Genomic DNA, 14,588 nt, shown 5'->3' with positions numbered 1-14,588 from the left:
CCAACGTGTCCAAGTTAATGCACTATTGGATGTGTTGTTATTTCAAAATTACAAATTGATACAACGGAATGGAACATATTCCCAAAAACATAATAACTTTTAAAAGCGCCGACAGAAAAGCATAGTTACTGGTAGTTTTGGCATCCCACGCTTTAATGCAGAAATAAAGCAATGGTCCCACAATGGCAAAAAGAAAATACAATAAAATGGCTTGCGAATTATACAAGTTTTCATACATATAAAATACCACGCCAAAGACCAAAATTACCCCTAAAACAAAAACAATTGTTACTGTTCGCTTTCTGCCAATAGCAATAGCTAATGTGTTTTTACCGCCTTTTTTATCGCCGTTAATATCTTGTAGATCTTTTACTATTTCGCGAATTAAATTACTGAAAAATGCAAACAGGGCATAGTGCAAAACAATTGTAAAAACAGTAGCTTGTGTAGTTTGGTTTTGCTGTGTTACTGCTGGAAGCAAATCGAAAATAGGAACGATTATCAAGCTCATAGCCACCAAGATTGAAATGGTAAAATTTCCCAAGAGCAATATCCCTTTTAAATAGGAAGCATATAAATAAAGAAGTGCAGAAATTGCGACGAAAAGCGCTGCAAAACTTGGCTTTAGAATACTGTTCGCGAGATAAAAACCAATTGCCACGCCAAGTATATTTAAAACTATAAAAAGTCTATTGGCGTTCTTTTCAGAAACTTTTTCGCCAATCAGCACCTTATTAGGTTTGTTGATTTTATCAATTTCCACATCGTATAGGTCGTTGATAATATTTCCTGCCGCGGCAATACAAAGGGTTGCAAAAACTAGGAAGGCAAAATGCAGATTGTCTAAAACAGTGGTAGCGCCAAAAGGAATAAAAAGGCCAAATTTTATAAAAATCTGCACTAATGCAATAAATAGCAGATTTTGATAGCGAATAAGGTTTAAATATTTCAAGGTGATAATTTCAATTTTGCAGCACTTCTTTTTAGAATTGGCTTAATCGTATTTGGCACTAACGCCTTTACTTATCTGCCATTTGTTTTGTACTTTCAGCACTTGTTCAATTACGTCGCGAACGCAACCTTTTCCACCTTTTTTGTGCGAAACGTATTTTGAAATGGTTTTAATTTCAGGTACCGCATCTTGCGGACAGGTGGGTAAACCAACTTCCTGCATAATTTCAAAATCTGGCAGATCGTCGCCCATGTACAAAGTGTTTTCGCGTTTTATATTATTGTTTTTTAGGTATGTCTCTAAAATTTCGGTTTTTTGATGCGCACCTAAAAAAATATCTTTTATTCCTAGATTTTGAAGTCTAATCCGAACGCCCTCATTCGTGCCACCCGAAATTATACAAACGTTAAAGCCTTGCTCCACAGCGGTTTTTAAACCGTAACCATCTTTAATATTCATAGTTCGGAACATTTCGCCTTGGGTGTTTACTTGTATAGTGCCATCGGTTAATACGCCGTCTATATCAAAAATAAAGGTTGTAATGTGATTTAAATATTCTTTGTAGCTCATGGGTGCGTTTTTAGACTATTATTTTACAAAATGGATTATGCTTCCAATTTTATTTCGCGCTATTTAGCAATTACAGTTTAAAGGATTTTTGTGAGTTTGCGACAACTTTTTATCTCTCTCGTAATGCTTTTGTAAATAATTTATAAAAATCTTTAAAGTCATTATCTTCCAGTAAATGTAAATGTTTTTCAATTGTTTTGTTGTCGTTTCTTTTTGCGGGTCCGGTTTGGGCCTCTTTGGGAGAAAGGGTTTCAATTTTAAGGGCGGTTTCAGCAATAAGAGGTTTTAAAAGTTCAAATGGCAAATCTTCTTTTGTTACAATTTCACTTCCAATTTGGTATAAATAGTTTACAAAATTATTCACAAAAACTGCCGCAAGGTGCAATTTTGTTCTTTTTTCAGAAGAAATAATTTTCACATTTTTTGAAATAACACTTCCCAACTGTTGCAACAAATCTAAATCTTGTGGGTTTTCAGCCTCAATACAAATAGGAATATTTGTAAAATCTACACTGCGTTGTTTTGAAAATGTTTGCAACGGATAAAATATGCCGCGCCTATTTTTAGACGAAAGTACATCCATAGCCGCGCCGCCGGAAGTATGCACAACCAATTTGTTTTTAAAGTGTAAGCTTGCAGAAAAGTTAGAAATTGCATCGTCCGGAATGCCGATGATATAAATATCGGCATTGGCAATTTCTGAAATTGAATCGGTAAATGAGATAGCTGAAAATGGCGAAATCATTTTAATGTAATTTCTATTAAAAATCTGAACCACAGATATTTCATCACTTTTATTAAAAGCTTTAAGCAAATGGCTATTTACGTTTCCGAAGCCTAATAAAACCACTTTTATCATAGTGCGAAGTTAGATTTTTTAGTAGAAAGATAAGAGCGAAATAACAATCTAATTAATTTGAAATTAGTTATTTTTTAATGTTTTGTTCCTATATTGTTTGGACATTTTTAACGGAAAACTTTGTGTTTAATAAGTTTTAATTCGCCATCCTGTTCCAGTTGTTTTATAGCGCGAATCACCGTCTCAACGCGAAGCCCGGTTAAATCTGCAATTTGCTGCCGCGTTAATTCTACTTGAAAGAGTGTCTCGTCGCCGTATTTCTTTTTTAATAAATCTATTAGCGCCAAAATGCGATGTTCTGGTGTATGTACCGAGATTTCCTTTAAAATAGTTGCTTTATAAAATAGCCGTTTGGCCATGGCCTTGGTAAATTTTAGATGTATTTCTGGATTGTGGGTTAGGAGTTCAAAAAGGTTGGTTTTGCTGAGCTTATACAGTTCGGTTTTTTTAACTGCCGCTGCTGAAGCCGGATATTTAAAATCGCCGAATAAAGGTGGTTCGCCAAAACTTTCACCTTTATAGAAAATGCCTTGCACAAATTCCTTTCCCTGATCGTTGAGGTTGTACATTTTTACCTCTCCCGATTTCACCTGAAAATAGTGGTCGGCGCGTTTTTTTTCGTGTAGAATTACTTCTGAAGCATCAATAGTTTCAAGGGTTGCATTGTAGTCTAAAAGTAAATTTTCTGGAATCATAGCTTTATGATTAGCCTCATAAAATAGGGCCTGTTTCGCGTTGTAAATTTACGCTTTAAAAATCAAAACCCTATTTATAGTATGAAAACTCTTTCTTTAAAACATTGGCAAGCACAATTTGAGCATGACTATTATATGTATATTCCCTTAAGTATTATTTTAAACAGTTGTATTGGTTCTGTGGCGGCAATGACCGTTTTGGCCCAAGGTACATCGCTACTATCAGGAATAGAATTAACTATTTGCGTTTCATTGTGTATGGGATACAATGCGGCTTTGTTGGCAGGTACAAATAGAAAATTTGCTTTCTGGCTACTTATTGTTAGTTTAGTGGCGAATTTGCTATTAATATTAATAACCTTACTCTAAAGATGAGCAAAAAAGAAATAGAATCCCGCGAAGATGTGTCTTTGCTAGTAAATACGTTTTATTCAAAAGTTAGGAAAGACGCACTTCTCGGGCCTATTTTCAATGGAATTATAGATGATTGGGAAACGCATCTGGAACTACTTACAGATTTCTGGGAAACCAATTTGCTCTATGCCCGTAAATACTATGGAAATCCACTTCACGCGCATATTGAAGTAGACAAAAAAGTGGGGGGAACCATTAACGAACTTCACTTTGGAACCTGGATTAACCTTTGGTTAGAAACCATAAATGAACTTTTTGAAGGTGAAACGGCGCAGATTGCAATAAATCGTGCACGAAACATGGGTACGTTTATCCATTTAAATATTTTTAATGCCAGAAATCAAGAAGTAAAAAAGGGGTAATAGTTAACACATTTCAGTAGTCCAAATGGGTCTAATTCCTTATTTTTGCGCCAAAATTTCCTGTAATGCAAAAAAAGATTGCTTCCGTTCTTTTCTCTACTAGACTTACCGCTGTTTTATTCATTGTTTATGCTGCTGCCATGGCGGCGGGAACATTTATGGATGCAGACTCCCAGAGTCCGCCAACGCCCTACACCAGAGAATTAATCTACAACGCTTGGTGGTTCGAAGCCATAATGGCGCTTTTTGTAATTAATTTTATCGGTAATATTTTTAGATACAACCTTCACAAACGCAAAATGTGGGCATCCCTAATGCTGCATTTGGCTTTTATTTTAGTAATATTTGGAGCCTTCGTTACCCGATATATTGGTTTTGAAGGAGTAATGCACATTCGCGAAGGACAAACCGAAAACTCAATTCTTTCAGAGCAAACCTATCTTGATGTTTTTATTGATGGCGATTATATGATCGATGGCGTTGCACAACGAAGAAAGGTGAAACCTAAAAAACTGCGACTTTCTGAAAAACTAAACAATCACTTTACAGTCGAAACCGATTATAATGGCCAGCCCGTTACAATTGAATATAAAGATTTTATTAGTGGCGCAACCGAAGGATTAACTCCTGATGAAAACGGAGAAGAATACCTTAAAATAGTAGAAGCAGGTGAAGGTGAACGTCACGATCATTGGGTTAAAGTGGGGGAAGTATCAAATATTCACAATATTCTTTTCGCGATTAATAAGCCAACAGAAGGTGCAATTAACATTACATATTCTAACGATGGCGATTACACAATTTCCAGTCCCTTTGAAGGAAACTTTTTAAGGATGGCAGACCAATTGGAGGGCGCAGTTCTATCAGATAGCGTGCAGCCTTTCAATCTGCGCTCGTTGTATAGAATGGCTGGTATTTCATTTGTTGCGCCAGAGCCAATTACAAAAGGTAAATTTGGTGTGGTAAAAGCCGCTGCCGACCAACCGAGCCATCAAGACGCACTTGTTGTGGAAATTAGCGCGGGTGGCGAAACAAAAACAGTATCCCTGCTTGGTGGAAAAGGAACGGCTCCAAACCCAGTAGAAACTGAAATTGGAGGTTTAAAGGTTTATACCAGCTATGGCTCTGAAAGTATTGAGCTTCCTTTTAGTATTACGTTAAACGATTTTATTGCCGAAAAATATCCTGGCACCGAAAAGGGTTATTCTTCCTTTAAAAGTAAAGTTACCGTGATTGATGAAGATAAATCCCACTTCGATGCCGAAATTTTTATGAACAACGTGCTGGACCATCAAGGTTACAGGTTTTTTCAGTCTGGTTTTGACCCCGATGAAGGCGGTACAATTCTTTCGGTAAATCACGACTGGTGGGGTACTTGGATTACTTACATAGGGTACTTTTTATTGTATCTTGGTATGATGGCTATTCTTTTTAGTAAACATAGTCGCTTTGGAAAATTAGAAGAAATTTTAAACAGGATTAAACGTAAAAAGAAAAATATGATAACCATTTTGGTGTTTCTTTTTTCTTTTTCAGGTTTCGCACAGCAGCACGATCCTTCAGCGCATACGGTTGTTCCAAAACAGAAAATAGACTCGTTGATTGTAGCCAATGCAGTAAGCAAGGAACACGCGGCTAAATTCGGGCATTTAATTATTCAAGATAACGGGCGAATGAAGCCCGTAAATACTTTTGCCAGCGAACTTTTAAGAAAAATTAGCCGACACGATACCTACCAAGGCTTAGATGCAAACCAAGCTTTTATTTCAATGACGGAGTTTCCGCGACTTTGGGTTGAAGTGCCGTTAATTGCTCTTAAACGCGGTAATGATAGTATTCGCCACGTAGCAGGTGTACCCGAAGGACAAAAGGATATTGCGTTGTTGGATCTTTTTGATGAAAAGGGAAATTACAAGTTGGAACCCTATTTGGCCGCAGCAACCCGCACCAATACACCCAATCAATTTCAAAAGGACTTTATTAGAGCTCATGAAAATTTTTCGCTATTAAATGCAGCGTTAAGTGGAAGTATTCTAAAAATATTTCCAATTCCCGAAGATCCTGGAAATAAATGGGTTTCGTATCCAGAATTGGGAGAAGCCAACTTACAGGGAATGGACTCATTATATGCCAAAAATATACTTCCGCTGTATTTTGACAGTCTAAAAAAAGCGCGGCAAACTGGCGATTATAAGCAGGCGGATGACTTTCTGGAAAGTATAACCAATTTTCAGAAAAAATACGGAGCCGAAGTAATGCCTTCAGAAAACAAACTTCGCGCTGAAACAATTTACAACCAAGCCGATATCTTTAATAGACTTTATAAATACTTTGCAGTATTCGGAATTTTAATGATGGTTTTCATCGTTATGCAGCTCTTTAAGGATAGAAAAATTCTCCGAACCCTAATAAGTGGTTCCAAAATTATAATGTGGATTTTCTTTGCTCTAATGACACTTGGGCTGGCATTGCGTTGGTATGTTAGTGGGCACGCCCCTTGGAGCGATGCGTACGAATCTGTAATTTATGTGGCGTGGGCAACCATTTTCTTTGGCTTGGCCTTTGGCCGACGAAGCGATTTAACCGTTGCAGCCACGGCTTTTGCAGGCGCAATTATTTTGTGGGTTGCACATGAAAACTGGTTAGATCCATCCATCGCAACATTACAGCCGGTACTAGATAGTTATTGGTTAATGATACATGTGGCGGTAATTGTTATGAGCTACGGCCCCTTCACCTTAGGGATGATTTTGGCAGCTGTATCTCTCTTTTTGATGATCTTTACCAATAAGCGCAATTATAAAAATATGGAAATCAACATAAGCGAACTTACCGTAGTAACCGAAATGGCACTAACCGTAGGTTTGGTTCTCCTTACCATTGGTAACTTTTTAGGAGGCCAATGGGCTAACGAGAGTTGGGGGCGCTATTGGGGTTGGGATCCAAAAGAAACATGGGCTCTTATTAGCATAATGATCTACGCTTTTGTAATTCACGCTAGATTGGTGCCTGGGCTTCGCGGAAGATGGACCTTTAATGTTTTGGCAATGTTTGCGTATGCTTCAATTATGATGACGTACTTTGGGGTTAATTTTTATTTAAGCGGCTTGCATAGTTACGCAAGTGGCGATGCGCCAGCCACTCCAACATTTGTTTGGTGGATTACCTTATTCGGAGTTATTTTAAGTGTTGTGTCTTATTTTAGATATAAGAAGTATTACGGAAAGAAAAAAAAGCCCAAAACACTTAAAAAATAAACCTGCCATTCCAAGTGTTCAAAATACCAATCTGGTTGTAAAAACATAGCGGAATTTAAAATACTTATAAAATAAAAGCCCCGTAATACGAATAAATACTCGTAGTACGGGGCTTTAAAAATTTACCGTATAAAACTTCTAATTACTGTTTCATTATACCATAGCCTCAGGTTTTACCCATTCGTCAAATTCTTTGGCGGTTAAATATCCAAGGTTTACTGCTTCTTCCTTTAAGGTTGTTCCGTTTTTGTGAGCTGTATTTGCAATTTCAGCAGCTTTATAATATCCAATTTTTGGATTTAAGGCAGTTACTAACATTAAGCTGTTATTCAATTGCTTTTTAATTACTTCGTAATTTGGCTCAATTCCCTGTGCACAGTGAACATCAAATGATACACAAGCATCGCCCAATAATTGTGCAGACTGAAGGAAGTTGGCTGCCATTACGGGTTTAAAAACATTCAATTCAAACTGCCCCTGCATACCCCCAACAGCTACGGCCATATCGTTCCCGATAACTTGTGCACAAACCATGGTTAAAGCTTCACATTGCGTAGGGTTTACCTTTCCGGGCATAATAGACGAACCCGGTTCGTTTGCCGGAATATTTATTTCACCAATACCGCTGCGGGGTCCGCTGGCAAGCATACGCACGTCGTTTGCTATCTTGTTTAATGAAACGGCCAATTGTTTAAGGGCACCGTGGCTTTCTACAAAAGCATCGTGTGCGGCAAGTGCTTCAAACTTATTTTTTGCGGTAACAAATGGTAAATCGGTAAACTTTGCGATGTATTCGGCTACTTTTACGTCGTAGCCTTTTGGGGTGTTTAGGCCCGTTCCTACGGCTGTACCACCCAAAGCCAGTTCGGCTAAATGAGGCAAGGTACTTTTTAATGCTTTAAGGCCATGCTCCAATTGTGCCGCGTAACCTCCAAATTCCTGCCCAAGAGTTAGGGGCGTAGCATCCATAAAATGGGTGCGGCCTATTTTTACAATATCTTTAAATTCTTCGGCTTTTTTAGCAAGTGTTTTTTGAAGTTGGGCAACACCCGGCAACGTAGTTTCAATTAATTTTTTATACGCCGCAATATGCATACCTGTTGGAAAGGTATCGTTAGACGATTGCGATTTATTAACATCGTCATTGGGCTGTAATGTTTTTTCACCTTCTCCTATAGTTTTTCCAACAAGTTGGTGCGCGCGGTTTGCAATAACTTCATTTACATTCATATTGCTTTGGGTACCACTACCTGTTTGCCAGATTACCAACGGAAATTGATCGTCGTGCTTTCCGTCCAAAATCTCATCGCAAACTTTTGCAATTAAATCTCTTTTGTTTTCGGGAAGTACGCCTAATTCGCAGTTGGTGTAAGCGGCAGCTTTTTTAAGATACGCAAAGCCGTAAATTATTTCCAAGGGCATGGAAGCTTTCGGACCTATTTTAAAGTTTTCAAAGGAGCGTTCGGTTTGTGCCCCCCATAGTTTGTCGGCAGGTACTTTTACCTCGCCCATAGTGTCTTTTTCTATTCTATATTGCATTGTGAAAGTATTAATTATGAATTGATATGGCTCTAAACCCACATTTAGAAACTTTTAAAAAAACCCCTTCGCCTTAGCTTTGGAAGCTTTAATGCAAAGGTAACGAAAAGCCAAAAGTTGTTCAACCCGCGCGGCTGTTTATTTGTTGTGAATAAATCGGATTGTTTTATTGTTGTTTTTCAAAAAATCCTATTATCTTTGGGGCATCAATTAAAAACGCTGCAACATGTTTACATTCGAACAATATTTAGGTTTTCTTGTTTTCCTTACAATCCTTACTATGGGGTTTTGGTTAATGATATTTTTGGTGAGTATTCTGCCTTATTGGATTGGTGGACAGCTTTATGAAACTTGGAAACTAAAGCGTGATGCAAAACGTAAAAAGGAAATAGAGTAAAATTTTTAGAAAATATATATTAAAAAAGGGAACCAAAATTGGCTCCCTTTTTTATTTGCAATTAATCACGTTGAGTTAACCTTCAAATCCGCCTTCGTCAAAATTTCCTTCTCTATCCGGACGCTGACGTTGTTTTTTCTGATTAAATCTGTACGTAAATGTGAGCGTTACCTGACGACGTCTCCACTGAAATTCGCTTTCACTGGTAAACGTATCGGTAGTAGTAAGGCTGTTTCTTTTTCTAGTATTAAACAAATCGCTTACGTTTAAAGCCAAAGTTCCGTTGTCGTTTATAATATCTTTACTCATTGCCATATTTACTGACAAAATTGGGTCGCTTTCGGTTTGTGAGTTATTGGACGGACCTCTGTAAAAGGCACTGGTTTGCCATTCAACTTTCCAAGGAAGTTTTACTTTACTGCTAAAACGCCCGAAGTAACTTGTGTTTTCGGCACCGTAATCTACACCGTTGTAAAAACCTTCGGTTTCAAACTGAAAGTAGTTGAAACTTCCGTTTAAATTAAGCCATTTTGTAGGATTGTAGAGCAATCCCAATTCAAAACCGTACCGTTTGTTGGTTGAAAGGTTTATGGGCAGGGTGCGAATAATTGGTATTCCGTTGCTTGTTACCTCGCCAGTTTCTTCCTGCACTCTTTCAAAGGCATCGGTTTCGTGCTGGTAGTAAATTGAAGTGGTTAGCGTAAATTTTTTCCAACGTTTTAAGTATCCTAAATCGAAAGCGCTGGCATAGGCCGGGTCTAAATTTGGGTTACCTTGAAATACGTTTGCCTCACTTGAACGCGATGGAAACGGGTTAATAAACCAGTGGCGTGGCCTGTTAATTCTTCTGTTGTAACCTAAAGTAATGTTTTCGTTGTCTTTTATTTCAAATGTAAGATTTACCGTGGGAAAAAGACCCGTGTAGTTTTTGTCAAAATTTAAATTTAGCGGGGTATTTTCTGAAACATTTTCGGCATCTACCTTTCCTTTTAGTTGTGTGTTCTCAAGTCGAAGTCCGAGTAAAAAGGAAAATTTTCCAAATTTATTGCCGTATTGCGAATACAAAGCGTGTACGTTTTCATTGTAGTTAAATACGTTTGAAAGGCTATCGTTTCTTACAAAAATCCCGCTTGTTCCTGTTTCTTCGAAAAGGGTGTAATCTGTTTTAGATTCTTCAAATTTACCGCGATAACCAGCTTCAAACTGTGCGTTTTCACCAATAGGCAATACATAATCTGCCTGTGCTAAATACTCGGTTTGGTTTTGTTTTTCAATAATTTCTTCGGCAGAAAGTGCTGTATTATTTGGAAATATTCTTTCCTCAGAAATCAATGAACGCTCGTCGTCTTTTCCACGATCGTATTGTAAATCGGCCGTGAGTTTATGGCCGTGGTCATTAAAATTGTTCACATAATTTAGCGAAAATTGATAATTACTATCGTCTTCATCTTCATTTTCAACCCGCAAAATGCTTTCCGCTATGGTATTATCGTTATAGTTGGAAGTATTGTTTGTAGTTACGTCCCTACCGCCACCTTTGCGATAAAAGCCACTCGCAGTGATAGATGATTTATCGGTTAAAAAATATTCAATTCCTAAGTTAGTATTAAAACCGTCGCCCTGTCTGTTATAATCTCTGCGCTCTATAACCTGATCGTACTGCGGATCTACCGTTACTGGGTCGCCATTATCGTCTAAAAATGTACGCGGAAAATAATTGTTGTTAAAAAACGCTCTTCCCGGTCCGCTGCGATAGTAAACCCCGGTAGTGTTAAAAATATTAAACTTATCTGTGCGAATATTAATATTTCCAGAAGCGTTGCTATTTAGCGGCACCCCAATACTCGTACTAATAGAACCGTTAAGGCCCAAGGTTTTTTCCTTCTTAAGAATAATATTTAAAATTCCGGCGGTTCCTTCGGCATCGTATCGGGCAGATGGCGAGGTAATAACCTCTACACGCTCAATGGCTTCAGCAGGAAGTTGGCGAAGGGCATCGGTAGAACCAAAACCGGCGATTGCAGATGGTTTTCCGTTAATTAAAATACGCACGTTTTCATTGCCGCGAAGTGCAATTGCACCGTCTATATCTACGGTTACCGATGGTACGTTGTTAAGTGCATCGCTAACGGTGGCACCACCTGCGGTTAGGTCTTTCCCTATGTTGTATATTTTTTTATCGAGTCTTACCTGTACCTCTGTAGTTTCTGCACGTACCACAACCTCGTCCAGGCTTGCAGCGTCCATAGCAAGCTTTATTGTAGGCAAGGTGGTGTTTTTTGTAAGATTTTGATTTGGGACCTCCTTCGTTTTATATGAAATAAATTCATAGCGCACTGTATATACTCCTTCTGGTACATCGATGCTGTATTTTCCTTCCTCAGTGGTAATTCCTCCCGTTACGGTTTTTCCTTCTTTATTGATAAAGGAAACAGTAGAGTATTCTAAGGGATAGTCAGTACCGTCTTCTAAAATAAGGCCTTTAACGGTAACTTGATTGTTTGTAGTGTTTTGAGCCAAGAGCAGTGTCGTGGCTAAAAGAAATAATAGGGAAAGGTAGCGTTTCATGTAGTCTTTAGCAATTTTGACCTGCGAAAATAGCGGTGGTTTAATTGGCAATTGCTAAATTTCTGTTAAATATCGAAAGGCAATTTATAAAATTTCCAATACTTTTTCGGGCGGTCTGCCGATAACGGCATCGGTCCCTCTAATGGCAATAGGGCGCTCTATTAATTTTGGGTGTTTCACCATGGCCTCAATAAGTGCTTCGTCTGTTAATTTTTTGCCTTTGTAATTTTCTTTCCATTCGGCTTCGTTCGTTCTAATTAAAGCCATAGGGTTTATGCCCAACAATTCAATTACCTGTTTTAATTCTTGGTGCGATGGTGGGGTTTCAAGATATTTTATAATTTCTATAGTTTCACCTTCTGCTTCCAAAAGTTGAAGGGCTTGGCGCGATTTACTGCAACGTGGATTGTGATAAAGGGTGGTCATAGTTTTTAAATTTAAATTGAAGTAATGAATACAAGTGTTTTAGAGCATAGCGATAAAATTACAGGAATATTACTTTTGCGATAATTTTTCCAGCTCTAACTTATAGTCGTATTGCAGATCTTCGTGCAAGGTTTCTACTTTTTTTGAAATATAATCAATTTGTCTATTGTATAAATTGGTAAGGGTTGTATTTCGTTTTATCGAGGGTTGAAAGTCCTTTAATTTTTCACAAAAATAGAGCAAAAGCTCAACTTCGGTTTCTTTTTTTTGTGAATAGCGGATAAATTTTTTAAGCTCCCTCAAAATCTTTCGAACACTCTTTTTAATGTAAAAATAGGTTTTGGTGTTTATGTTTTCAAAATCCGCATCTACCTTTTCTTTGATACTTAAAACAAAGCCTTCTTCATTTGCAGATTCAAACAATAAATAGGTTAGAAGTTCCTTATTTTCTTTTTTAAATTTTGATAACCGCAGGCAAAGCTCCAGCAATTCTTGGGTGGAACGATGGTTTAGTTCGGTTTTAATTTCTTTTAAGGAGGCTGCTTTCATCTTCGGTAAAGGTACAAGTGTTTTTCAGAATTTAAAACGCTACGGTCTGCCAATTTTCAATTATAGATATTAAAAAATCCACTGTTAAAATGAAGTATCATAATAACGGTGGATTTTTACAACAACTAAAAAAAATGGGGAATCAATGGTTTTTTACGGTAACCGAACCTTTCATTATAACGTGTAAACTACAGAAGTAATTTAAATTTTCTGTTATTACTTTTTTATATTTGGCATCTTTTTCAAGAATTTTCGATGTCCATTTTTTATTTATTTCTGTAACGTCATGGGGCACGATATCTTTGTTTACCCACTGTACAATATCTCCTTTTTTTACCACGAGGTTTTCTGGGTCAAACTTCATTTGATGGATTGTAACCACATGGGTAACCGGTGCTTCGGTATTTGGGGTTTCAGGTTTAAACCCTGTTGAAACCAAAAATACACCAAGTAATACTACGAGGAAGCAAGAAAATAGTGTAGCCGATTTGTAAAATAAACTCATTATTTCGAAATTTTACTTTGAGCCATTTTTGCGTGCCCCAAATGGGTTTCTAAAATTGGCAATGCAACTTTTAGCAACGCTTTTAATTCGGCATTTTGCGACTGCGGAATTAACACCCCTTTCACGGCGTCTATTACCGCTTGGTGGTATGCTACCTCGTTATCTACATACGCCTTGTCGAACGCAGCTCCTTTAGCGGCTTTTAACATTTTAGTGGTTGCCTCGGCTTGCTTTAATAGCGATTGGCTCACGGCATTATCTTGTGGCTCAACGCCAAGTTTGGTGACCAAGGCTACGGCCTGTTCAATAATTGCGTTATGGTCTGCAATCATTGTTTGGGCAAATTCGCGTACCTCGGGATTTTTAGATCGGTCCATGGCAATTTTGGCATAATCTATATCTATTTGGTTGGCAACAACAGCTACGTGGGCTATTTCGGCGTCATTGAGCTGCGGCGCTTGCTGTGCAAACCCTATGGCAGCAATCAAGAGCATAACTATTGATGCCCATACTTTACTTTTTAAAATTGTTTTCATAATACATCTGTTTTAATGGTTTATCATTTGTTTATTGGATGACACCAATTTTAAACGGTTACAAAAAATCTCACTTTAATAATTTTTTGCATTTACTAGGCGTTAACTGCGGTGCTTCCTAAACCTTAATTATAGCTTCAGTTTTAAAATTTTATTTTAGAAACAACCAATGAAACGTGATTTTTTAATTACTTTTAAATAAATTTTTACACAGAAATAATTTTGAAAATAACTAGCTACCTTTTTGCCTTTCTCCTTTTACTTTCATTTTTCTCCACTGCGCAAAATAATTTAGACCACAGCGTGTACAAAAGTTATGATGCGCTCGTAGGTCTGGGCAATACCGGTTTGTATAACGGTACAGAATTTACAGACCTTTTTTTAAACACCAATGGAACGTATCGGTATTTTAATGGGTTTGATTATACCAAGGGCAGCCTTACCTACAATGGACAATTTTACGTGGCTGTTTTTTTGAAATACGATCTATTGGAAGACAATCTGCTAACGCGATCTAACGATAACCTAAGTGTTTTTAATGTGAAGCTAATTCCCGAATTTGTTACATCTTTTTCAATTTACAATCGCAACTTTGTGCGGCTCACCAATACCAATTTAAATGTATCCGGCAATGGGTATTTTGAAGTAGCCGTGTTGGGAAATGAACTGGAACTTTATATAAAACACACCAAAAAGAAAAAAGACAAAGCCTTAAATAACGGGATTCAGTATCGGTTTTCCGAAGCCGATTATTACGTCCTTAAAACCGAAGGAAAATACAGCATTATTAATGCACCAAAAGATTTGCGCAAATTACTTCCGCAGAAAGAGGATGCCATAAAAATGTATTATAAAAGCTATAAAAAGCACTACAAATCTAATCCCAACGATTTTATGGTAAATCTGGTGAAATATCTCGATGGCACTAAAACGGAAATAAATTAAATTATAATTTTGAA

At 37.5% G+C, this 14,588-nt stretch carries 15 protein-coding genes; 5 read left to right on the top strand and 10 right to left on the bottom strand.

Features of this window, described 5'->3' with window-relative positions; all coding sequences use genetic code 11:
- Positions 1 to 37: 37 nt before the first annotated feature.
- From VZD24_RS09120 to VZD24_RS09105, 4 genes are all read right to left on the bottom strand, one after another.
- A complete protein-coding gene (locus VZD24_RS09120; RefSeq protein ID WP_342687476.1) occupies positions 38 to 952 on the bottom strand; it encodes a geranylgeranylglycerol-phosphate geranylgeranyltransferase in 915 nt (304 codons plus the stop codon).
- A gap of 42 nt (positions 953 to 994) precedes the next feature.
- Complete coding sequence (locus tag VZD24_RS09115; RefSeq protein ID WP_342687477.1) at positions 995 to 1,522, bottom strand: KdsC family phosphatase; 528 nt, start codon at positions 1,520 to 1,522, stop codon at positions 995 to 997.
- 109 nt (positions 1,523 to 1,631) lie between these two features.
- Positions 1,632 to 2,381, bottom strand: a complete 750-nt coding sequence (locus VZD24_RS09110; RefSeq protein WP_342687478.1) for a Rossmann-like and DUF2520 domain-containing protein — start codon at positions 2,379 to 2,381, stop codon at positions 1,632 to 1,634.
- Positions 2,382 to 2,488: 107 nt separating this feature from the next.
- Positions 2,489 to 3,076 (bottom strand): Crp/Fnr family transcriptional regulator, encoded by a 588-nt coding sequence (locus VZD24_RS09105; RefSeq protein ID WP_342687479.1) that lies wholly within the window; start codon positions 3,074 to 3,076, stop codon positions 2,489 to 2,491.
- A gap of 81 nt (positions 3,077 to 3,157) precedes the next feature.
- Here VZD24_RS09105 and VZD24_RS09100 point away from each other — a divergent pair, with 81 nt between their 5' ends.
- From VZD24_RS09100 to VZD24_RS09090, 3 genes are all read left to right on the top strand, one after another.
- Positions 3,158 to 3,445, top strand: coding sequence for a hypothetical protein (locus VZD24_RS09100; RefSeq protein WP_279448257.1), 288 nt, complete (start codon positions 3,158 to 3,160; stop codon positions 3,443 to 3,445).
- A 2-nt stretch (positions 3,446 to 3,447) separates the two neighbouring features.
- A complete protein-coding gene (locus tag VZD24_RS09095) occupies positions 3,448 to 3,852 on the top strand; it encodes a group III truncated hemoglobin (protein ID WP_279448256.1) in 405 nt (134 codons plus the stop codon).
- A 65-nt stretch (positions 3,853 to 3,917) separates the two neighbouring features.
- A complete protein-coding gene (locus VZD24_RS09090; RefSeq protein WP_342687480.1) occupies positions 3,918 to 7,109 on the top strand; it encodes a cytochrome c biogenesis protein CcsA in 3,192 nt (1,063 codons plus the stop codon).
- A 153-nt stretch (positions 7,110 to 7,262) separates the two neighbouring features.
- Here VZD24_RS09090 and fumC read toward each other — a convergent pair whose 3' ends face one another.
- Complete coding sequence (gene fumC, locus VZD24_RS09085; protein ID WP_342687481.1) at positions 7,263 to 8,648, bottom strand: class II fumarate hydratase; 1,386 nt, start codon at positions 8,646 to 8,648, stop codon at positions 7,263 to 7,265.
- A 226-nt stretch (positions 8,649 to 8,874) separates the two neighbouring features.
- Between fumC and VZD24_RS09080 the strand changes: the two genes are divergently transcribed.
- A complete protein-coding gene (locus tag VZD24_RS09080; RefSeq protein ID WP_279448253.1) occupies positions 8,875 to 9,045 on the top strand; it encodes a hypothetical protein in 171 nt (56 codons plus the stop codon).
- A 75-nt stretch (positions 9,046 to 9,120) separates the two neighbouring features.
- Here VZD24_RS09080 and VZD24_RS09075 read toward each other — a convergent pair whose 3' ends face one another.
- The 5 genes from VZD24_RS09075 to VZD24_RS09055 form a co-directional block, all read right to left on the bottom strand.
- The gene (locus tag VZD24_RS09075; protein WP_342687482.1) at positions 9,121 to 11,613 is read right to left on the bottom strand and encodes a TonB-dependent receptor; all 2,493 of its coding nucleotides are present in this window, start codon (positions 11,611 to 11,613) and stop codon (positions 9,121 to 9,123) included.
- Positions 11,614 to 11,697: 84 nt separating this feature from the next.
- Positions 11,698 to 12,039, bottom strand: coding sequence for an arsenate reductase (glutaredoxin) (gene arsC, locus VZD24_RS09070; protein ID WP_279448251.1), 342 nt, complete (start codon positions 12,037 to 12,039; stop codon positions 11,698 to 11,700).
- 69 nt (positions 12,040 to 12,108) lie between these two features.
- Complete coding sequence (locus VZD24_RS09065) at positions 12,109 to 12,588, bottom strand: hypothetical protein (RefSeq protein WP_279448250.1); 480 nt, start codon at positions 12,586 to 12,588, stop codon at positions 12,109 to 12,111.
- 142 nt (positions 12,589 to 12,730) lie between these two features.
- Positions 12,731 to 13,093, bottom strand: a complete 363-nt coding sequence (locus tag VZD24_RS09060; protein ID WP_342687484.1) for a plastocyanin/azurin family copper-binding protein — start codon at positions 13,091 to 13,093, stop codon at positions 12,731 to 12,733.
- Complete coding sequence (locus VZD24_RS09055; protein WP_279448248.1) at positions 13,093 to 13,629, bottom strand: DUF4142 domain-containing protein; 537 nt, start codon at positions 13,627 to 13,629, stop codon at positions 13,093 to 13,095. Before VZD24_RS09055 ends, VZD24_RS09060 begins: the two co-directional genes overlap by 1 nt.
- A gap of 222 nt (positions 13,630 to 13,851) precedes the next feature.
- Here VZD24_RS09055 and VZD24_RS09050 point away from each other — a divergent pair, with 222 nt between their 5' ends.
- Positions 13,852 to 14,574 (top strand): hypothetical protein, encoded by a 723-nt coding sequence (locus VZD24_RS09050; protein WP_342687485.1) that lies wholly within the window; start codon positions 13,852 to 13,854, stop codon positions 14,572 to 14,574.
- The last annotated feature ends 14 nt before the right edge of the window (positions 14,575 to 14,588 follow it).

The organism is Aequorivita flava (genome assembly GCF_038742595.1).
Lineage (GTDB): Bacteria > Bacteroidota > Bacteroidia > Flavobacteriales > Flavobacteriaceae > Aequorivita > Aequorivita marisscotiae.
This window is presented reverse-complemented; position numbering and strand designations above follow the sequence as displayed.